Annotated in this window: 18 protein-coding genes and 1 pseudogene; 8 read left to right on the plus strand and 11 right to left on the minus strand. The window is 55.9% G+C overall.

Going from position 1 to position 20036, the window contains the following annotated elements; genetic code table 11:
* Positions 1–74 precede the first annotated feature (74 nt).
* Positions 75–2372 carry a beta-glucosidase BglX gene (gene bglX, locus C2U53_RS26620; protein WP_043000146.1) on the minus strand — a complete coding sequence of 766 codons (2298 nt, stop codon included), beginning with the start codon at positions 2370–2372 and terminating at the stop codon, positions 75–77.
* 216 nt (positions 2373–2588) lie between these two features.
* Here bglX and dld point away from each other — a divergent pair, with 216 nt between their 5' ends.
* Positions 2589–4310 (plus strand): D-lactate dehydrogenase, encoded by a 1722-nt coding sequence (gene dld / locus C2U53_RS26625; RefSeq protein ID WP_044258660.1) that lies wholly within the window; start codon positions 2589–2591, stop codon positions 4308–4310.
* Between the two features lie 112 nt (positions 4311–4422).
* Positions 4423–4977, plus strand: a complete 555-nt coding sequence (locus tag C2U53_RS26630) for a GNAT family N-acetyltransferase (protein WP_043000144.1) — start codon at positions 4423–4425, stop codon at positions 4975–4977.
* On the opposite strand, the gene pbpG is transcribed toward C2U53_RS26630, so the two are convergent.
* Positions 4978–5925, minus strand: a complete 948-nt coding sequence (gene pbpG, locus C2U53_RS26635; RefSeq protein ID WP_099433303.1) for a D-alanyl-D-alanine endopeptidase — start codon at positions 5923–5925, stop codon at positions 4978–4980.
* A gap of 165 nt (positions 5926–6090) precedes the next feature.
* The gene (locus C2U53_RS26645) at positions 6091–6678 is read right to left on the minus strand and encodes a Yip1 family protein (RefSeq protein ID WP_043000142.1); all 588 of its coding nucleotides are present in this window, start codon (positions 6676–6678) and stop codon (positions 6091–6093) included.
* A gap of 163 nt (positions 6679–6841) precedes the next feature.
* On the opposite strand from C2U53_RS26645, the gene C2U53_RS26650 reads away from it, so the two are divergent.
* Positions 6842–7411 (plus strand): DedA family protein, encoded by a 570-nt coding sequence (locus C2U53_RS26650; RefSeq protein ID WP_099433304.1) that lies wholly within the window; start codon positions 6842–6844, stop codon positions 7409–7411.
* Positions 7412–7416: 5 nt separating this feature from the next.
* Here C2U53_RS26650 and C2U53_RS26655 read toward each other — a convergent pair.
* From C2U53_RS26655 to C2U53_RS26690, 8 genes and pseudogenes are all read right to left on the minus strand, one after another.
* A pseudogene (locus C2U53_RS26655) lies at positions 7417–8176 on the minus strand (SDR family oxidoreductase).
* Positions 8177–8243: 67 nt separating this feature from the next.
* Positions 8244–9683 carry a multidrug resistance outer membrane protein MdtQ gene (gene mdtQ, locus C2U53_RS26660; RefSeq protein WP_104446719.1) on the minus strand — a complete coding sequence of 480 codons (1440 nt, stop codon included), beginning with the start codon at positions 9681–9683 and terminating at the stop codon, positions 8244–8246.
* 144 nt (positions 9684–9827) lie between these two features.
* A complete protein-coding gene (gene dusC / locus C2U53_RS26665) occupies positions 9828–10766 on the minus strand; it encodes a tRNA dihydrouridine(16) synthase DusC (protein WP_044266169.1) in 939 nt (312 codons plus the stop codon).
* A 92-nt stretch (positions 10767–10858) separates the two neighbouring features.
* On the minus strand, positions 10859–12052 hold the full coding sequence (locus C2U53_RS26670) for a 3-hydroxybenzoate 6-monooxygenase (protein WP_043000137.1): 1194 nt from the start codon (positions 12050–12052) through the stop codon (positions 10859–10861).
* A 14-nt stretch (positions 12053–12066) separates the two neighbouring features.
* Entirely contained in the window at positions 12067–12711 is a 645-nt protein-coding gene (gene maiA, locus C2U53_RS26675) for a maleylacetoacetate isomerase (protein WP_043000136.1), read from the minus strand.
* Positions 12712–12719: 8 nt separating this feature from the next.
* On the minus strand, positions 12720–13421 hold the full coding sequence (locus C2U53_RS26680) for a fumarylacetoacetate hydrolase family protein (protein WP_044258653.1): 702 nt from the start codon (positions 13419–13421) through the stop codon (positions 12720–12722).
* A gap of 14 nt (positions 13422–13435) precedes the next feature.
* Positions 13436–14473, minus strand: coding sequence for a gentisate 1,2-dioxygenase (gene gtdA / locus C2U53_RS26685; RefSeq protein WP_090049700.1), 1038 nt, complete (start codon positions 14471–14473; stop codon positions 13436–13438).
* 11 nt (positions 14474–14484) lie between these two features.
* Positions 14485–15843, minus strand: a complete 1359-nt coding sequence (locus C2U53_RS26690) for an aromatic acid/H+ symport family MFS transporter (protein WP_104446720.1) — start codon at positions 15841–15843, stop codon at positions 14485–14487.
* 126 nt (positions 15844–15969) lie between these two features.
* Between C2U53_RS26690 and C2U53_RS26695 the strand changes: the two genes are divergently transcribed.
* The 5 genes from C2U53_RS26695 (at position 15970) to sanA (ending at position 20036) form a co-directional block, all read left to right on the plus strand.
* Positions 15970–16878, plus strand: coding sequence for a LysR substrate-binding domain-containing protein (locus tag C2U53_RS26695; RefSeq protein ID WP_042317990.1), 909 nt, complete (start codon positions 15970–15972; stop codon positions 16876–16878).
* Between the two features lie 131 nt (positions 16879–17009).
* On the plus strand, positions 17010–17408 hold the full coding sequence (locus C2U53_RS26700; protein ID WP_043000132.1) for a CidA/LrgA family protein: 399 nt from the start codon (positions 17010–17012) through the stop codon (positions 17406–17408).
* A complete protein-coding gene (locus C2U53_RS26705) occupies positions 17405–18100 on the plus strand; it encodes a CidB/LrgB family autolysis modulator (protein WP_104446721.1) in 696 nt (231 codons plus the stop codon). The genes C2U53_RS26700 and C2U53_RS26705 overlap by 4 nt, the downstream gene beginning before the upstream one ends.
* Before the next feature lie 129 nt (positions 18101–18229).
* Complete coding sequence (cdd, locus tag C2U53_RS26710) at positions 18230–19114, plus strand: cytidine deaminase (RefSeq protein WP_043000130.1); 885 nt, start codon at positions 18230–18232, stop codon at positions 19112–19114.
* Positions 19115–19316: 202 nt separating this feature from the next.
* The gene (gene sanA, locus C2U53_RS26715) at positions 19317–20036 is read left to right on the plus strand and encodes an outer membrane permeability protein SanA (RefSeq protein ID WP_043000129.1); all 720 of its coding nucleotides are present in this window, start codon (positions 19317–19319) and stop codon (positions 20034–20036) included.

Below are 20036 nucleotides of genomic sequence, written 5' to 3' on the forward strand. Positions count from 1 at the left end.
CGGTTAACCCGACATTTCCGTATTTTCACGGGACCAACAAGGGGGAACCCATTGGTCAGTTCCCCCTGTAACCGTTACAGCAATTCAAACGATCCCTGCTTCACGCGGGCAGAATCGACGCCGATAAAGACGTTGAACTTGCCGGGTTCGGCATCGAACTTCATCTGCTGATTCCAGAACTTCAACGCATTGATATCAATCGGGAAACTAACGGTTTGCGTTTCACCAGGTTTCAGGTTCACTTTCTTAAAGCCTTTCAGCTCTTTCACCGGGCGGCTCAGGGAAGCCGTGACGTCCTGCACGTACAGCTGGATCACCGTCTCACCTTCACGCTTACCGGTGTTGGTCACCTTCACACTTGCCGTCACGCTGCCGTCGCGTTTCAGGGTTGGCGCAGAGAGCGTCACGTCAGAAACGTCAAACGTGGTGTAACTCAGACCATAACCAAATGGATAGAGCGGACCGTTCGCTTCGTCAAAGTAGCGAGAGGTGTATTTGTTCGGCTTGTCGGCGTTATACGGACGACCGGTGTTGAGGTGGCTGTAATAGGTCGGGATCTGCCCTACCGAACGCGGGAAAGACATGGGCAGTTTGCCCGACGGGTTGTAGTCGCCAAACAGGACGTCGGCAATCGCGTTGCCGCCTTCCGTACCGGCAAACCAGGTTTCCAGAATCGCATCGGCCTGTTGATCTTCTTTCACCAACGCCAGCGGACGACCGTTCATTAGCACCAGCACCAGCGGTTTGCCGGTCGCTTTCAGGGCCGCAATCAGATCGCGCTGGCTCTGTGGCAGCGTGATATCCGTACGACTTGACGCTTCATGTGCCATGCCCTGCGCCTCACCCACTACGGCGACAACTACGTCAGACTGCTTCGCCGCCTTGACGGCTTCATCAATCATCTCCTGAGGTGAACGTGGATCCACCTTCACCGCCTCTTCGTACTGATTGAGGAAGGTGACAATGTCTTTATCGTTAGTGACGTTGGCCCCATGGGCGTACACCACTTTACCCTTTGTACCGAGAGCATTTTTAATACCGGTCAGCACCGTGATGGACTGATCGGCAACGCCTGCGGCGGACCAACTGCCCATCACGTCGCGTTTGCTGTCCGCCAGCGGGCCGACAACCGCAATCGTCCCCGATTTTTTCAGCGGCAGCGTGTCGAGGCGGTTTTTCAACAGCACCAGACTTTCACGCGCCACTTCACGCGCCTCTTTCCGGTGCAGACGGCTTTCGGCGTTGGTATCCACCGGATCAGACTCTTTTGCTCCCAGATGGCTGTACGGATCGTTAAACAGCCCCATGTCATATTTCACGTTGAGTACATGCCGCGTCGCGTCATCCAGCTCCGCCATCGTCACTTTGCCGGATTTAATCAGCCCTGGCAGATATTTGCTGTAATACTCGTCGCTCATACTCATGTTAATGCCGGACTTGAGCGCCACGCGGACGGCATCTTCCGGGTCGGAGGCGGTGCCGTGTTTAATCAGCTCTTTGATAGCACCATGATCAGAAACGGTAATACCTTTGAAGCCCCACTTGTCGCGCAGAATGTCTTTCAGCAGCCAGGCATCAGAGGTCGCTGGCGTGCCGTTCAATGAGTTCAGCGCCACCATCACCGCGCCGCTACCTGCATCCAGACCGGCTTTGTACGGCGGCATGTAGTCGTTAAACAGGCGCTGCGGGCTCATGTCGACGGTGTTGTACTCTTTACCGCCCTCCACGGCGCCGTAGGCGGCGAAGTGCTTAACGCTGGTCATCACCGAATAGCGATCCGCCGGGCTTTTGCCCTGCATCGCTTCCACCATCGTTTTTCCCATGATGGAGGTCAGATACGTATCTTCGCCAAAGCCTTCCGAGGCGCGTCCCCAGCGCGGATCGCGGGAGACATCGACCATCGGTGCCCAGGTCATGTTCAGGCCGTCGTCGGCGGCTTCATACGCCGAGATGCGTCCGACGGTTTTCACCGCGTCGAGGTTAAAAGAGGACGCCAGTCCGAGGCTAATCGGGAAGACGGTACGCTGGCCGTGCAGTACGTCGTAGGCAAAAAAGAGAGGGATTTTCAAGCGGCTCAGTTCCATCACCTGATCCTGCATTTTGCGGATATCCTGACGGGTAACGGTGTTAAAAATTGCCCCCACCTGGCCGTCTTTGATCATCTCGCGGATCGCTTCTTTCGGGTTATCCGGACCGACGCTGATTAAACGCAACTGACCAATCTTTTCATCGACAGTCATTTTCGTCAGCAACTGGGTGACAAACGCGTCCCGCGCTTCCGGCGTCAGCGGATGGTTTCCGAACAGCTCCTCCGCCAGCGCGGGTTGCAATGCCAGACTAACTGCGACACCTACAGAACATAGCCATTTCATGTTGATTCTCTCTTCCTCTAAAGCCCGACGTGGCAGCGAAAATATAGCAAAAACCGCATTTTGCCATAAGCCTAAACGGCAGCGCGGCAGAAAGCTAAGGTTATTCTCTTAATTTTCAACGCCGCCAATTCAAAGACAGCGTGAATGAGAAAGCGTATTGTCATACAAAGCGCTATGCTTGAACCTGATATTTTGTCCCACCACAAGGAGTGGAAAATGTCTTCCATTACAACAACTGATAATAAAACCTTCCTGAATGAGCTCGCCCGTCTGGTGGGACATTCACACCTGCTTACCGAACCGGCTAAAACCGCCCGCTATCGCAAGGGCTTCCGTTCCGGTCAGGGCGACGCCCTGGCGGTGGTCTTTCCCGGATCGCTGCTGGAACTCTGGCGCGTGCTGAACGCCTGCGTCAACGCCGATAAAATTATCCTGATGCAGGCCGCCAATACCGGCCTGACCGAAGGTTCCACGCCGAACGGCAATGACTATGACCGCGAGATTGTGATTATCAGCACCCTGCGCCTCGACAAACTGCACGTGTTGGGCAAAGGCGAGCAGGTATTGGCGTATCCAGGCACCACGCTGTACTCACTGGAAAAAGCGCTGAAACCCCTGGGGCGTGAACCGCACTCGGTGATTGGCTCATCATGTATCGGCGCGTCGGTCATTGGTGGGATCTGTAATAACTCCGGTGGCTCGCTGGTGCAAAGAGGCCCAGCGTATACCGAAATGTCCCTGTTTGCCCGCATTGATGAAAACGGCAAGCTGCAACTGGTTAACCATTTGGGGATCGATCTGGGACAAACGCCGGAGCAGATCCTGAGTCAATTGGACGATGAGCGGATCAAAGAGGAAAATGTCCGCCACGACGGGCGTCATGCGCATGACCACGACTACGTCACCCGCGTCAGAGACATTGATGCCGACACCCCCGCGCGCTATAACGCTGACCCGGAGCGCCTGTTCGAGTCCTCCGGCTGCGCCGGGAAACTGGCGGTCTTCGCCGTGCGTCTCGACACCTTTGAAGCGGAAAAAAACCAGCAGGTGTTTTACATTGGCACCAACCAACCCGAGGTGCTGACAGCGCTCCGTCGCCATATTCTGTCGACGTTCGACAATCTGCCGGTCGCGGGTGAATACATGCACCGCGATATCTACGACATTGCTGAACAGTACGGCAAAGACACCTTCCTGATGATTGACAAGCTCGGCACCGACAAAATGCCGTTCTTCTTCACGCTGAAGGGCCGCACCGATGCGATGCTGGAAAAGGTGAAATTCTTCCGTCCGCACTTTACCGACCGCGCGATGCAAAAGTTTGGTCACCTGTTCCCGAGTCATCTGCCGCCGCGCATGAAAAGCTGGCGCGATAAATATGAACATCATCTGCTGTTAAAAATGGCGGGCGATGGCGTCGCTGAAGCGCAAAACTGGCTCACGGAATTTTTTAAAACCGCAGAAGGCGACTTCTTTGCCTGCACGCCGGAAGAAGGCAGCAAGGCCTTCCTGCACCGCTTTGCAGCCGCTGGCGCAGCGATTCGCTACCAGGCGGTTCATGCCGATGAGGTGGAGGATATTCTGGCGCTGGATATCGCCCTGCGCCGCAATGACACCGAATGGTATGAACATTTGCCGGCGGAAATCGACAGCCAACTGGTACATAAACTCTATTACGGTCACTTTATGTGCTATGTCTTCCACCAGGATTACATCGTGAAGAAAGGCGTGGATGCTCACGCGTTGAAAGAGCAAATGCTGGAACTGCTGCAACAGCGCGGTGCGCAATATCCGGCGGAGCATAACGTCGGGCATCTGTATGAAGCACCGCCCGCGCTGACCCGTTTTTATCGCGAAAATGACCCGACCAATAGTATGAATCCCGGAATAGGCAAGACCAGTAAGCAGAAATTCTGGAAAGTCCCCTCTTCTGATTAACTCCAGTAAACTGCTTAATGGCGCAGGCTGGATTTGCACGAAATATCGTGCAAAAGTAAGCAGATGTACCGGAGTCGTGAGGACTCCGGTTTTCTTCGCAAAGGTGAGAACCATGTCTGTTGCCGATACGCTTTCTGATAACGATATTGCGGTGCGCGACGCGCTGCCCGACGACGTAGAGGCGATCTCCTCGTTATATGCGTGGCATGTGTTGAATGGCCGTGCCTCTTTTGAAGAAACGCCTCCGACGATCGATGAGATGCGCCGACGTATGCGTACGGTCGCGCAGTATGGTCTGCCGTGGCTGGTGGCGCTCTATCGCGGCGTGGTTGTCGGTTATTGCTACGCCACACAATATCGCCCACGCCCGGCCTATCGCTATACCCTGGAAGAGTCGATTTATGTCGATGCCAGCATGACCGGACGCGGCATTGGCAGCCTGCTGATGCAGACGTTAATCACCCGCTGCGAGGAAGGGCCATGGCGGCAGATGGTGGCGGTGATTGGCGACGGGCATAACAACCCCGGGTCGCTGCGGTTGCATAAAAAACACGGTTTCGAGATTGCCGGACAATTGCGTAGCGTCGGGTATAAGAAAGGAGACTGGCGGGATACGTTGATTATGCAGCGCCCACTCAACGAAGGTGACTGGACGCTGCCAGAGTAATTAATCGTTTTGCGCCGTCTGCTCACCCGCATTGCCGCCCGCTGCAGCCATCTGTGCGGCTTTTTGCTTTTTATAGCTCAATGCCGCCGCCGGAACCGGCATCACTTTCCCGGTTTCGATCCACGTGCGTAAACGACTGGCATCGGCAAAATGGGTGTACTTGCCGAATGCATCCATCACCACCAGCGCCACCGGTTTATTGTTGATTACCGTGCGCATCACCAGGCAATGCCCTGCGGCATTGGTGAAACCAGTTTTAGTGAGCTGAATATTCCAGTTGTCGCGATACACCAGATGGTTGGTATTGCGAAACGGCAGTGTATACGCCGGGTTGGCGAAGGTAGCCATATCTTCACGCGTGGTGCTCAGTTGCCCAATCAGCGGATACTGCTTGCTGGCGATCAGCAGTTTGGTGAGATCGCGCGCGGTCGACACGTTGTGAATCGACAAACCGGTTGGTTCCACAAAACGCGTCCGGGTCATGCCCAGCGCTTTTGCCTTCGCGTTCATCGCCTTAATAAAGGCGTTATAGCCGCCCGGATAATGGTGCGCCAGGCTTGCTGCGGCCCGGTTTTCCGAGGACATCAGCGCCAGCAGTAACATATCTTTACGGCTGATTTCACTGTTCAGCCGCACGCGAGAGTAGATCCCTTTCATCTCTGGCGTCTGGCTGATATCCACTTTCAGTTTTTCGTTCAGCGGCAGCCGTGCATCAAGCACCACCATCGCCGTCATTAATTTGGTTATCGACGCAATCGGACGCACCAGGTCCGGATGGTTCGAATAGATCACCTTATTGGTGTTCAGATCCACGATCATCGCGCTACCGGAGGCAATCTCAGGTTGAGACGCCGCGGCAGCCGCCGCCGTTTTTGCCAGCGCTTGCGGCGCATAAGGCACAGCCAGCATCAGCGCCAGGCTCAGTATGGAAACTCGGAATTTCAGCATGATGAGATTTCAGAAAATGATTCACGCGTGATGACACGCACCGCCGAAGTCAGGATGGCTCAGGCTAGCAGTGGAATCATAGCGAGCTAATGACCTTGCCGCCAGAAGAGAATCGTCAGGAAATGCTGCGTTGCTGGCTTTTACACCAGCAACGCAGCACGATAATCAGAACAAGCGATAGCCGTATCCCCAGAGGATGACGGTCAGCGCCAGCAGCACTTCCAGTACCAGTACGCCGATAGCCAGGGTTGAACTGGAGAAGCTCAGCCCTTCGTCCTTATTGATATTCAGGAATGTCGGAATGCCTACATAGAGCAGATAGCCGGTATAGAACAACGCTACCGTCCCGACAAATGCGCAAAGCCACACCAGCGGATACAGCGCCACCAGACCGCTAAGAAACAGCGGCGTCGCCACATAACCGGCAAACACCATACAGTGCGTCAAAGACGGACGCTGCGGATAACTCCGCGCCATCCACCAGATCACGCGCCCCATGATCGCCACGCCCGCCAGCATCACGGCATAGAACAGAACAGCCAGCACCAGGCCCGTAAACAGAGAAAGCTTCAGGACAGTGCCGTCGCCAAAATTCCAGCCGATTTGCGTCGTACCAATGAAGGCACAAATGACCGGGATGGCCGCCATCAAAAGCACATGGTGGGTGTAGTGATGCGAAACCGTTTCGTTCTCGCTGTTGATCACCTGCATTTCACGATTGGGATGAGAAAACAGCCCCCAGACATGGTTCATACCGCCCCCTTGTTGTCAGCTGTGAACCTAACACTTCAAGTATAATTCAGCTTTGCGATTATTTATTGTACAGATAAAGAAATGCCGCCGCGCCTGATGGCCCTTTTTGAGCATCACGAATTCAGAGGGTGTATGCTTACCATTGTGGAGGTCATACATACGTATGGATATAAACAGTCTTATTGCGCAATACGGTTATGCCGCGCTGGTGGTTGGAAGTCTGGCGGAAGGCGAAACCATTACTCTGCTGGGGGGCGTAGCGGCGCATCAGGGATTACTCAAGTTCCCCCTCGTGGTCGTGGCCGTGGCCTTAGGCGGCATGATAGGCGATCAGTTACTGTATCTGCTGGGACGCCGCTTTGGTGGCAGGATCCTGCGCCGCTTTGCACGTCATCGTGACAAAATTCGTCAGGCGCAGAAGATGATCCAGCGTCGCCCGTATCTGTTCGTGATCGGCACCCGCTTTATGTACGGGTTTCGCGTGATTGGCCCGCTGTTGATTGGCGCCAGCCATCTGCCGCCAAAGATTTTTTTACCGCTGAATATCCTCGGCGCGCTGGTCTGGGCGCTGATCTTCACCACCCTGGGTTATGCAGGAGGTGAAGTGGTCGCGCCATGGTTGCATCATCTCGATCAGCATCTCAAACATTGGATCTGGCTGATTCTGGCGGTGGTGCTGGTGATCAGCGTTCGCTGGTGGTTGAAGCGCCGCAGCCGTAAACAGGTGGGGTAAGCGGGTTATTCCGGCCTGAACTGGGGATTGGCCAGCATAAATCCCCCATCCACAATAAACGATTGCCCGGTGGTATAACCCGCCTCTTCCGAGCACAGCCAGGCGACCAGACTGGCGATTTCCCGCGTCGACCCAGGTCTTCCCAGCGGGATTGACGGCTCGGTTCCCGGCTTAACGTCACTGTCATCCATATCATTCATCGGCGTGGCTATCGCCCCAGGCGCCACAGCGTTAACCAGAATGTTATGGCGGACCAGCTCAAGCGCCATGGCTTTGGTGAGTCCGCCGAGAGCATGTTTCGCCGCCGTGTAGGCACTGGCCTCAGGTAACGGGGTATGTTCGTGCACCGAGGTAATATTGATAATGCGCCCCCCCTGTCCCTGCTTCACCATCTTGCGGGCCGCCAGCTGTGAGCAGAGAAACGCCCCATCGACATCGACCGTAAATATCTGCCGCCAGTCGTCAAAGGAGGTCTCCAGGAATGCGGATTTGCTCATCGTTCCCGCGTTATTGACCAGCACGTCGATCCGGCCAAAGCGCAATCAGATGTTCCAGCACCTGTGCACCTTGCGGCAGCTGGCTCAGGTCCAGTTGAAGGGTCTCCGCCCGGACGCCATGACTTTCCACCTCACGGGCGGTATCACGCGCTCCCTGCTCGTCTGAATGCCAGGTGATGCCGATATCAAATCCCGCTTTCGCTAACTGAAGGGCGCACGCCTTGCCAATACCTGAATCGGAAGCCGTCACGATTGCTGCTTTTGCCATATCATCCTCCGGTTGCAACAGAACTGAGCCTTAAGTATAGAAACTCTCTTCGAAGCAACCGAAATAATCAGGAATGATGGTAACCGCCGCCGAGCGCGCTGGTAAGCTGGATGGAGGCATCCAGCCACTGTCCCTGCAAAATCAGTCCGTTACTCTGCTCGCGCAGCGCGGGAATTCTGGCCTTGCTAACGAGAGAGCCTGCGATAATCCCGGCGTTATAGCGCGCCTGCGCCAGGCTGACCACTCGATCGGCGTCATGTTCAATCTGCTGCTGATGCTGATTTTTCTGCATCAGCGTCGCCACCTGACTGGCCGTGCGCGCCACGTCATTTACCGCATCAACGACGGCTTTGTTATAACTGGCGATCGACAAATTGTTCTGCGCCTGAGCGATATCAAGGTTGGCATTCAGTCTGCCACTGTCGAAGATCGGCAGCGTCAGGCCCGCGGTCACGCCCATCTGCTGGGCGGAACTGCGGAACAGATCGCTCAGATGCAGCGCATCCTGTTGCAAAAAGGCCATCAGATTGACGTCGGGGTAGAACGCCGCCTTCGCCGCCTCCACGCTGCTCATTGACGATTCGATCACCCAGTGCGCCGCCTGTAAATCCGCTCTGCGCGCCAGTAAGGAGTAGCCCAGCAGCGTCGGTAACTGGCTTTCCACTTTTGGCAGGCTCACCGGATGCAGCTTCAGCGCCGCCGACTGCGTGTTGGTCAGCGCGCTCAGACGCGCCTCAATCACCTTCATCTTCCCGGCAACCTCATTCAACTGCTGCTGGGTTTTACTGTCATCGATATCCGTTTCCACGCCTTCTACCGAAGAGGTGATGCCGTTATTGTACAACTGGCGATCGCTAGCAATGATGTTACGCTGTTCCCGTTCAATTTGGGTCAGCAGTTTGCTCAGCGCCGCCTCGGTCTGCCATTCCCAGTAAAGCCGCGTCACGCCGCTGGCTAACAGTTGACGGGTTTGCTCACGCTCGGCTTCCCGCGCTTTCACCGCCCCGATGCGCGCGGTCACTTCCGCGCGGTTCTTGCCCCATAAATCGAGATCCCAACCGGCCGTCAGGCCAAACGTACCGTTGGTGTACCACGGCCCCGTCGTGCCTGCGGCCGGATCGTTCAGGGCAAACGGCCCCATGATGCCTTCCGCGGACATTTTCTGCCGTTCGGCATTGGCGGAGAAATCGACCTGCGGCCCGTCCTGGGCTTCAACGGCTTTAGCCTGCGCTTCGGCCAGTCTGATTCGCTGTTCCGCCACCTGCATATCCGGAGAACGGGAAAGTGCGTTCTTCACTAACTCGTTCAACTGTGCGTCATGATAATCGTGCCACCACTGGCTTCCGGGCCACCCGTTCTTCAACGCTGGCGGCAGCGCCGAATCTACGTGAGAAGCGGGAAGTTGCTGAGTCAGCGTCTGTTGAGTGTCATGCATGGGAGCACATCCCGCGAGCAGAATAACCAGCGGAAAGCCCGCTTTCAGCGCGTGAAAAGAGTAACGAGTCATTAAAATATTCTGATAAGAAAAGTTGCGCGGAGCTTACCCGTTGTTGTGCGCGCTTTTTTAGTTACGCGTGGCATAACATCTTCAGCAATGAAAAGTCACACCTGGCAAAATATATCCAAGCAGAATACATGCAGCTCAATAATATTAAATTTCAATCGACTGGATCGCGCGGGCAATATCCGGTGAATTATTTAACGCGCGGATAGACTGGAAGACGTCCGTGGCTTCTTCATATTCTTTTCGCAAATAGCCCAGCCATTGTTTAATACGTGCGACATGATATAAACCGGTGTCGCCCTGTTTTTCCAGACGGGTATACTTTTTCAGCAGTTCGACAACCTGCGGCCATGGCATTCGCGGCTCGTTATACTTCACCACCCGGCTGAGGTTGGGAATGTTCAGTGCCCCGCGGCCAATCATCACCGCGTCACAGCCACTGACGGCCAGGCATTCCTGGGCGCTTTGCCAGTCCCAGATTTCACCATTGGCAACCACCGGAATAGACAGTCGCTCGCGAATTTCGCCAATCGCCTGCCAGTTGATATGTTCCGCTTTATAGCCCTGCTCTTTGGTGCGCCCGTGTACAACCAGTTCACTCGCCCCGGCCTGCTGGACGGCATCTGCAATCTCAAACTTTTTGTCGCCGCTGTCCCAGCCCAGACGCACTTTCACCGTCACCGGCAGATGCGCCGGCACCGCTTCACGCATCGCTTTCGCGCCCTGATAGATGAGTTCCGGGTCCTTCAGCAGCGTCGCACCGCCGCCGCTGCCGTTGACCATTTTTGACGGACACCCGCAGTTAAGATCAACACCGTAAGAACCGAGTTCCACGGCGCGGGCGGCATTTTCCGCCAGCCACTGGGGATACTGCCCTAACAGTTGCACGCGCACCAAGGTGCCGGATGGGGTCCGGCTACCGTTGAGCAGTTCAGGACAGAGTCGATGAAAGACTTTTACTGGCAAGAGTTGATCCACCACGCGCACAAATTCGGTGATGCAAAGATCGTAGTCATTCACTTCCGTCAGAAGTTCACGCACCAGTGAATCAAGTACGCCTTCCATCGGCGCCAGTAAAACACGCATATCGTTATCCGCAAAAAAAGAGGCGCTATCATAGCGCCTCTGTGCGATGAGCAAAACCTTTTGCCGGATGACGGCGCAAAGCGCCTGTATTCTCAGCGTGGCAGAAGACAGTTATCTTCTTTCCAGCCGTACAGCCATTCCATGCCGCGATAAAACTCCGCCTGCGATTTACCTTTCCACAACAGGTTTCGCACCTGACGCTCCACGCCTGCTGCGTGATACACGCGCCCCATTTCGCGCGTCGACCAGACGATGCGCGCCGTGCGTGGAATGCGTACCGACTCATACAGCGCAAAGGCTTTCGCCGCATCGCCATCGCACTGCTCCAGCGCTTTACCCAGCGTCACAGCATCTTCCAGCGCCATACAGGCACCCTGCGCCATGTACTGCGCCACCGGGTGCGCGGCATCGCCCACCAGCGTGATGCGCTCAGTGCCCCATTTCTCTACCGGTTCGCGATCGGCGGTTGACCAGCGACGCCAGGTCGTGGGTTTATCCAGCATCTGCCGCGGGCGCGGATGGATCCCGGCGAAATACGACAGCACCTCTTCCTTACTGCCGTCTTTCACGCCCCACTCCTCCTGCTGGCGGCTGTGGAAGGTGACGACCAGGTTGTACTGCTTGCCACCGCGCAGCGGGTAGTGCACGAGGTGGCAATGCGGCCCGGCCCAGAGCACTGGCGCGTTAATGCGCAGGTCTTCCGGCATGTCCGCACAGTCAATCACCGCACGGTAAACGACGTGTCCAGTCACGCGCGGCGAATCGCCCAGCAAACTCTGACGCACCACCGACTTCACGCCATCACAACCGACCAGAATATCAGCGGTCCAGCTATTCCCCTGCTCGTCGAACACCGTTACGTCGTCCGCCGTCTGGCGAATGTCGACCACATTGGTCGAGGTCCGGTACTCAACGTTTGGATGAGTCAGTACGGATTCCCAGACGGAAGCGTGAATATCGACCCGGTGGATAACCGCATACGGACCGCCGAAATGGTCGCGAAAGGCCTGCCCGGTCTCGATGTGCACCACTTCTTCCGCGTTCACGGCATCCATCATGGTGATGTGGTCGGTAAACACCGCACGCTGACGCGCGACGTCGCCGACGCCGAGGCTGTCCAGCGCAGAGAAGGCGTTGGGACCGAGCTGAATGCCCGCGCCGATCTCACCAATTTCATGGGCTTTTTCCAGCAGCATCACTTTGATACCCTGACGCGCCAGCGAAAGCGCGGTGGCTGCCCCGCCAATTCCGCCGCCGACGATAATTGCGCTCGTCACTTTAGCCATTGTCATTCTCCTTCTCAGGCTGAGATTTTATCTTGTTGATTTTCCGGGGCGGCGGCGATGAACGCCGGGAGCTGTGTGCAGGCGTCATACACGGCTTTGCAGCGCGGATAGCCGCTCAGATCGCACCCCATTCTTAACGCATTCGCCCATTGCGGGACCAGACAGCAGTCGGCAAGCGTCGGTGCATTACCCACGCAGAAGTTCTGCGACTGACTCTGACGCAGTAGCTGCTCAACGGCGCTTAACCCCTGCTGGATCCAGTGCGCGTACCAGCGTTTTTTCTCTTCTTCACTGACCTTCAGTTCCTCGCTCAGATAGCGCAGCACCCGCAGGTTATTAACCGGATGAATATCGCAAGCGATGGCATAGACAATCTCCAGCACCTGCGTGCGCGCCGGATCGCTGACGGGCAGCAAGCGTGATTGCGGAAAATGCCGGTCCAGCCAGTCGATAATCGCCAGCGACTGGCCCAGCGCTTCGCCATCATCGGTTACCAGCGTTGGTACCAGCCCCACCGGATTCATCCGCCGGTAGGCCAGTTCATTTTGCTGCCCAATACGGATATTGACGCCCACCGTGTGGTAGTCGATGCCCTTTAATGCCAGCGCGATACGCACGCGGTACGACGCCGAACTGTTAAAAAAACTGTACAGCTTCATACATCACCTCAGACAATCTTCACAGCGATAGGCGTCAGTCCGTCCACGCCTCCGGTGATCACATCCCCTTTCACTACGGCACCCACGCCTTCCGGCGTGCCGGTGAAGATCAGGTCGCCCGGTTGCAGTTCGAAGAAGCCGGACAGATAGCTGATCGTTTCATTTACCGACCAGATTAGATGGCGAATATCGCTGCGCTGATGATCGTCGCCATTCACCTGTAACCAGATGGGCGCAGAGGTGATATCCGCAATTTCATCCGCTTTATGCAGCGGCGCGATGGGCGCAGAGAGATCGAACGCTTTGCCGATTTCCCACGGACGTCCCATCTGACGCATCTCCATCTGGCGATCGCGGCGGGTCATGTCCAGTCCGGTGGCATAGCCCCAGATATACTCATGAGCGTTTTCTAACGGGATATCGCTGCCCTTTTTGCCGATGGCGACCACCAGCTCAATTTCATAATGATAGTTATCCGTTTGCGCCGGGTATGGCAGCGCTAACGTTTCGCCTGCGGCAACCGGCACAATCGCATCGGCAGGCTTACAGAAAAAGAACGGCGGCTCACGGTCCGGATCAAATCCCATTTCGCGGGCATGAGCGGCGTAGTTACGCCCCACGCAGTACACGCGACGGACGGGGAACTGCGCATCGCTGCCGACAACCGGGACAGTAACGGGGGCCTGTGGTGCAAATACATACTGAGTCATGGTTCTCTCCCAAATTAATAGCGGGCTTCGCGGAACAACCCGAGGGCTTCCTGTACCGGTCGGTCCGAAAAACTGAATAAAACGGTCTCATCGGTGGTTTTGAATGACACGCCGTGCCACGTCGGAACCACAAAAATATCTTTGGCTGAGAAATGGAACGTCTCGTTGCCGACGGTGACATCACCCGCCCCTTCAACCACGTGATAAATGGTGCTGTCAGTGGTACGCGCCACCCGCGAGGTAAAGCCTTTTGGCAACAATTGCAGGAACGTCCCCATCGATGGCATCGGGTAGCCACCGGTTACCGGGTTGACATAGCGCATTTTGTAGCCATCCCACTCGTCGGCATCGCCCAGACGGGTCAGGTCTTGCAGCGCGTCGCGGCTGCGGTCATAGCGATAGTTGAAAATTGGCGATGAATTGCCTTTCTGATGGCGCAGCGGCAACATATTGGCGGCATAGCGCGGCAGATAGTCGCCCTCTTTGCGTGAAACCGGCTGCTGATCTTCCGGGTAATCCTCGGCAAAACCACAGCCCAGAATGTTAACCAGCGGCAGATCCAGACCGTCCAGCCAGACGACAGGCTCATCGCCAGGGTTACCGTGATCGTGCCATTGCCACTGCGGGGTCAGAATAAAATCGCCGGTGTGCATCTGGGTGCGTTCACCGTCCACGGCGGTAAATGCCCCTTTCCCTTCCACAATAAAGCGTAACGCCGACTGGTTATGACGATGGCTGGGAGCGACTTCGCCCGGCATGATGAGCTGCAGTCCCGCATAGAGCGTTGACGTAATAGAGGACTGACCGCGCAGCATCGGGTTTTCCAGTACCAGCACGCGACGAATCGCCTCTTTCGCGCCAATCAGGTTGCCGCTTTCCAGCAGCAGCGGACGAATTTCCTGGTAGTTCCAGTATGCTGGCGCACAGGTCGGATTCGGCGTTTGTGGAACCAGATGATGCAGCGATTCCCACAGCGGGGTCAGGTTCTGCCCCGAAATATGCTGGTAAAACTGCTGACGGCTGTTTTTAACATCCTGATTATGGTCTGACATAGGGATTCTCCTTATTCGTTCACGACGCTTGCGTGCGGCATAGCATCAGGGACAGAGGCTGACTGGCGGACAACTACCGTAAGTACGGCTAACATCACCGCGCTAATGGCCGCCGGAACAGCGATAATGAAAAACAAGGTGTCGAAAGAGAAATTCATCGCCATCATCACGCCGCCGGAAAGCGAACCGACAATCGCTCCGCAGCGCCCCACCGCGTTGGACCAGCTCACGCCCGTCGCCCGACTCTGAGTGGGATAGAGCGTGGCGGTTAAGGCATTGAGGCCCACCTGCGATCCGCTGATACCTACCCCGGTACCGAAAATCGCCAGCGCCATCAGCCATAAACCGTTTTCGCTCAGGCCAATCATGACAATGCATACCGCTCCCAGCGCGTAGCTCGTAGCCAGCACCCGGAAGGGATTGTATTTATCCATCAGCGCGCCCAATGCCAGCGCGCCGAGCGTACCGCCAATCTGGAACGCCGCCGTCACCCAGGAAGCCTGCTGCAGGTCAATCCCACGATGGTTCAACAGCGTCGGCATCCAGCTCGACAGCAGATAGATGATTAACAGACTCATGAAGAACACCACCCATAACATCAGGGTAATGGGCAACTGACGGCCAACAAACAGCTGACGAATGCTGCCTTTGGCTATCGCCGCCGCCTCCTGGAGGTAAAACTGGGTATTGTCGTAACGTTCGCCGGTGATCGCGCTGACCGTTCTGGCGATGGTTGCCTGCGGCAACTGGCGACGGACCTGCCAGCGTGGAGATTCCGGCAGGACCGCGAGCAGGACGAAGAACAGCATCAGCGGTAACACGCCGCCGAGGACCAGGATCCCGTGCCAGCCAATAACCGGCACCAGCTGCGCGCTGACAATTCCGCCCATCGCTGAACCGAGCGTAAAGCCACAGAACATCAGGGTGACCAGCGCACCGCGGCGGCGGGCGGGCAAGTATTCAGAGGTCATGGTGATGGTGTTGGGCATGGCACCGCCGAGGCCCAGACCGGTCAGAAAGCGCAGGATAACCAGCGTTTGCAAATCCGGCGAAAAGGCGGAGATCAGGCTCAGCGCACCAAACAATGCCACGCAGAGCTCAATCACCCGTTTGCGACCGAAACGGTCAGACAGCGGTCCGCAAAGTAAGGCGCCGGCGGTAAGTCCTAACAGACCTGCGCCAAACAGCGGAGCGAGGTCTCCGGCAGTTAACTGCCAGTGGGTACGAATATCGGGTGCAATAAAGCCAATGGCTGCGGTATCAAAACCATCAAGCATGACCACCAGAAAGCAGCAGATGATCACCCGCCACTGTGTCTTGCTGACAGGAGCAGCATCGATCAGGGCTTGTAGTTCACGTCGTTGAGTCATAGTGAATGCCTCGGTGCAGGTAGGGACAGATGTTGTTTTGTTTTTGGTATGTTACGAGTTTGTAGACTGGGCGATAAAATGTACAATGGCATTTCATGCAGAGACATAACCTGGAGGTTATCGCTGATGGCAAACTGGGCGCAAAAACTGAAGCTGCACCATCTGCAAATGCTGGTGGCGCTGGGCGAACAAGGGAATCTCACGCACGTTGCACGAATGATGAATATCACCCAGCCCGCGCTGTCGAAATGGCTGTCACAGCTCGAAGATGAGATGGGGATCACGCTCTTTGAACGTCACAGTAAAGGCCTGCGCCCCTCGGAAGGCGGCAAGTTGCTGCTGCAACACGCCCAGCGCTTAATCAATGACATGGAGCGTTCACAGTATGAAATGGCACGCTTTAAAGAAGGCGGGCTGGTAGGGAGCCTGAAGATTGGCTGCTCGCCAGTGGCGACCGACTGTGTGTCGCAGGCGATCCTTAATCTGCTCGTGGAGATGCCGACGCTGCACCTTAACATTGAAGAAAAGGTCATGACGCCGCTGCTGCACGACCTGCTTGCCGGTTCCGTGGATGTCGTGGTCGGCCGCGTCGGTGGGCGAGCGCTGCAGCTTCCGCTCAATTATCAGGTGCTGTATACCGAACCCGTTTGCTTTGTCGCCCGTCCCCACCATCCATTAGCGAAGTTTGACACCCTGAGCTGGGCCGATCTAGCGCACTGGCGCTGGATCGTCTGGCCGACGGGAACGCCTATCCGCCTGAGTATTGATAACGCGCTGGTCGATAACGGAGTGATGTTGCCGGAGAACACCATCGAGTCGGCATCAATGAACGTCAGTACTAACCTGCTGCAAAGCAGCGATATGATCTCTATCCTTTCTTTACGGCTGGCGCAGCGCTATGCCAGCCAGGGACAGCTGGTGATCCTCAACCTACCGAAGATTGAACAAAAAGGCAGCGTGGGCGTGTTCTGGCGCAATAATGAGACGCCGTCCAGCGCGCTGAGTCGTTTTCTGCAACTGCTGGCACAAGTTTAGCATCACGTATTGGGGATATTGCCCAATGTTCCCGCTGTCTATGTTCAGTATGCTAAGAATTCATGATGTGATCGATAGCACGTTTTAAAGTTTAATTGTATGATGAATCCGTCGCTTCGAGGAATTTCAACATGAGCAAGACACTGAATATCATCTGGCAATACTTACGCGCTTTCGTGCTGATTTATGCCTGTCTGTATGCAGGCATTTTTATTGCGTCCCTGCTGCCTGTCGCCATTTCTGGCAGCATCATCGGGATGCTGATCCTGTTTGTGCTGCTGGCGCTGCAAATTATCCCGGCGAAATGGGTGAATCCTGGCTGCTATGTGCTGATTCGCTATATGGCGCTGTTATTTGTGCCGATTGGCGTCGGCGTGATGCAGTACTTCGATCTGCTGCGCGCGCAGTTTGGCCCGGTGGTGGTGTCGTGTGCGATCAGTACGCTGGTGGTGTTTCTGGTCGTGAGCTGGAGTTCACATCTTGTTCACGGTGAACGGAAAGTGGTGGGTCAGGAAGGATCTAAAGAATGATGTCGTCAATCTGGTGGTCTTTACCGCTGACGCTGGCGGTTTTTTTCGGTGCGCGCAAACTGGCGACACGGTTTAAATTTCCCTTACTGAATCCGCTGCTGGTGGCGATGGCGGTGATTATCCCGTTCCTCCTGCTGACCGGCATCTCCTACGACAGCTATTTTAAAGGTAGCGAAGTGCTGAATGACCTGCTGCAACCGGCGGTCGTGGCGCTGGCCTATCCACTGTATGAACAGCTGCATCAGATTCGCGCCCGCTGGAAGTCAATCATTACTATCTGTTTTGTTGGCAGCGTTGTGGCGATGGTGACCGGCACCACAGTGGCGCTGTTGATGGGCGCCACGCCTGAAATCGCCGCCTCCGTCTTACCGAAATCCGTCACTACGCCGATTGCGATGGCCGTGGGCGGCAGCATCGGCGGCATTCCGGCGGTCAGCGCCGTGTGCGTGATTTTCGTCGGTATACTCGGCGCCGTCTTTGGTCATACCCTGTTAAACGCCATGCGCATTAAAACCAAAGCCGCACGCGGACTGGCGATGGGCACCGCGTCCCACGCCCTCGGCACCGCCCGCTGTGCGGAGCTGGATTATCAGGAAGGCGCATTCAGTTCGCTGGCGCTGGTGATTTGCGGGATTATTACCTCGCTGATCGCCCCGTTCCTGTTTCCGGTTATTCTCGCGGTTGTGGGCTAAAATTTGCGATACGTCGCGCATTTTTAATTTATGTTTCATAAGTTGCATACACAATGAGAATTAGATCACACATATAGCCATAACAGGCCCGTACACTACGATCCCAATACATTGTTATGAGGCAACGCCATGCACCCACGTTTTCACACTGCGTTTAGCCAACTTGCGGACAACCTGCAATCCGCGCTGGCGCCCATTCTGGCAGATACGCATTTCCCCGCGTCGCTGACGGCTGAGCAGGTATCAATGCTTAAAAGCGCAACGGGACTGGACGAAGACGCACTGGCATTCGCGCTGCTGCCGCTGGCGGCGGCCTGCGCCTGTACGCCGTTGTCGAACTTTAACGTTGGCGCAATTGCGCGCGGCGTGAGCGGAACGTGGTATTTCGGCGCCAATATGGAATTCCTCGGCGCGACGATGCAACAAACGGTTCACGCTGAACAAAGCGCCATCAGCCACGCCTGGTTGCGCGGCGAGAAAGGTCTCGCCGCAATCACCGTTAACTACACCCCGTGCGGCCACTGCCGCCAGTTTATGAACGAACTCAACAGCGGGCTGGATCTGCGCATTCACCTGCCCGGTCGGGAACCGCATACGCTGCGCGACTATTTGCCGGATGCGTTTGGGCCGAAAGATCTCGACATCAAAACGCTACTGATGGACGAACAGGATCACGGTTTCGCCCCTCAGGGAGATGCGCTGACGCAAGCGGCCATTGCCGCCGCGAGCCGCAGTCATATGCCGTACAGCCAGTCACCGAGCGGTGTAGCGCTGGAGTGCAAAGATGGACGTATCTTTAGCGGAAGCTATGGCGAAAACGCCGCATTTAACCCGACCATCCCACCGCTACAGGGCGCGCTGATTATGTTGAATCTGAACGGCTATGGTTATGCCGATATTCAGCGTGCGGTGCTGGCGGAAAAAGCCGACGCGCCGCTGATCCAGTGGGATGCCACCGCCGCCACGCTGAAAGCGCTGGGCTGCAGCAACATCGATCGCGTACTTTTGGGCTAATTGTCTGATGGCGTCCGCGCACAGGCCGGATAAGGCGTTTTCATCGCTATCCGGTCTAACCACCTGATGGCGCAACGTTTATCAGGCCTACGCTTGTTTCACGTATTGCTGAAAATCCCCCCAATCAGACTGCTGTTTCTTGCGCTTCGCCAGCGGGTACAGTAGCCTGATTGAAATTTCATCCAGTGACAGAGTTTTCTTCATGCTAAAGCGCGCCCTCTACAGCCTGTTGGTCCTGATCGGCTTGCTGCTGTTGATCGTGCTGGGCCTTGATCGCTGGATGAGCTGGAAAACTGCCCCCTATATTTACGATGAGCTTCAGGACCTGCCCTACCGCCAGGTTGGCGTGGTGCTCGGCACAGCCAAATATTATCGTACCGGGGTGATCAACCAGTATTATCGCTACCGTATTCAGGGTGCGCTGAACGCCTATAACAGCGGCAAAGTTAACTATCTGCTGCTCAGCGGCGACAACGCCTTGCAAAGCTATAACGAACCGATGACGATGCGCAAAGACCTGATTGCCGCTGGCGTCGATCCTGCCGATATTGTGTTAGATTACGCCGGATTCCGCACGCTCGATTCGATTGTCCGCACCCGTAAAGTCTTTGACACCAATGACTTCATCATCATTACCCAGCGTTTCCACTGCGAACGCGCGCTGTTTATCGCGTTACATATGGGGATTCAGGCACAGTGCTACGCCGTGCCGTCGCCAAAAGATATGCTGACGGTTCGGGTACGCGAGTTTGGCGCACGTTTTGGCGCGCTGGCCGATCTGTATCTGTTTAAACGTGAACCCCGTTTCCTCGGCCCGTTAGTGCCAATTCCCTCCCTGCATCAGGTTCCCGACGATGCCCAGGGCTATCCGGCCGTAACACCGGAACAATTGCTTGAACTGCAAAAGAGACAAGGAAAATAA

The organism is Citrobacter sp. CFNIH10, assembly GCF_002934585.1.
GTDB lineage: Bacteria > Pseudomonadota > Gammaproteobacteria > Enterobacterales > Enterobacteriaceae > Citrobacter_A > Citrobacter_A amalonaticus.

Bases quoted from the DNA above. Each gene is read 5' to 3' on its own strand.
- sanA (WP_043000129.1), top strand. From the start codon at position 19,317: ATGCTAAAGCGCGCCCTCTACAGCCTGTTGGTCCTGATCGGCTTGCTG.
- dusC (WP_044266169.1), bottom strand. From the start codon at position 10,766: ATGCGTGTTTTACTGGCGCCGATGGAAGGCGTACTTGATTCACTGGTG.
- C2U53_RS26650 (WP_099433304.1), top strand. From the start codon at position 6,842: ATGGATATAAACAGTCTTATTGCGCAATACGGTTATGCCGCGCTGGTG.
- C2U53_RS26680 (WP_044258653.1), bottom strand. From the start codon at position 13,421: ATGACTCAGTATGTATTTGCACCACAGGCCCCCGTTACTGTCCCGGTT.
- C2U53_RS26700 (WP_043000132.1), top strand. From the start codon at position 17,010: ATGAGCAAGACACTGAATATCATCTGGCAATACTTACGCGCTTTCGTG.
- maiA (WP_043000136.1), bottom strand. From the start codon at position 12,711: ATGAAGCTGTACAGTTTTTTTAACAGTTCGGCGTCGTACCGCGTGCGT.
- C2U53_RS26695 (WP_042317990.1), top strand. From the start codon at position 15,970: ATGGCAAACTGGGCGCAAAAACTGAAGCTGCACCATCTGCAAATGCTG.
- bglX (WP_043000146.1), bottom strand. From the start codon at position 2,372: ATGAAATGGCTATGTTCTGTAGGTGTCGCAGTTAGTCTGGCATTGCAA.
- mdtQ (WP_104446719.1), bottom strand. From the start codon at position 9,683: ATGACTCGTTACTCTTTTCACGCGCTGAAAGCGGGCTTTCCGCTGGTT.
- C2U53_RS26690 (WP_104446720.1), bottom strand. From the start codon at position 15,843: ATGACTCAACGACGTGAACTACAAGCCCTGATCGATGCTGCTCCTGTC.
- C2U53_RS26630 (WP_043000144.1), top strand. From the start codon at position 4,423: ATGTCTGTTGCCGATACGCTTTCTGATAACGATATTGCGGTGCGCGAC.
- dld (WP_044258660.1), top strand. From the start codon at position 2,589: ATGTCTTCCATTACAACAACTGATAATAAAACCTTCCTGAATGAGCTC.
- C2U53_RS26705 (WP_104446721.1), top strand. From the start codon at position 17,405: ATGATGTCGTCAATCTGGTGGTCTTTACCGCTGACGCTGGCGGTTTTT.
- C2U53_RS26670 (WP_043000137.1), bottom strand. From the start codon at position 12,052: ATGGCTAAAGTGACGAGCGCAATTATCGTCGGCGGCGGAATTGGCGGG.
- pbpG (WP_099433303.1), bottom strand. From the start codon at position 5,925: ATGCTGAAATTCCGAGTTTCCATACTGAGCCTGGCGCTGATGCTGGCT.
- gtdA (WP_090049700.1), bottom strand. From the start codon at position 14,473: ATGTCAGACCATAATCAGGATGTTAAAAACAGCCGTCAGCAGTTTTAC.
- cdd (WP_043000130.1), top strand. From the start codon at position 18,230: ATGCACCCACGTTTTCACACTGCGTTTAGCCAACTTGCGGACAACCTG.
- C2U53_RS26645 (WP_043000142.1), bottom strand. From the start codon at position 6,678: ATGAACCATGTCTGGGGGCTGTTTTCTCATCCCAATCGTGAAATGCAG.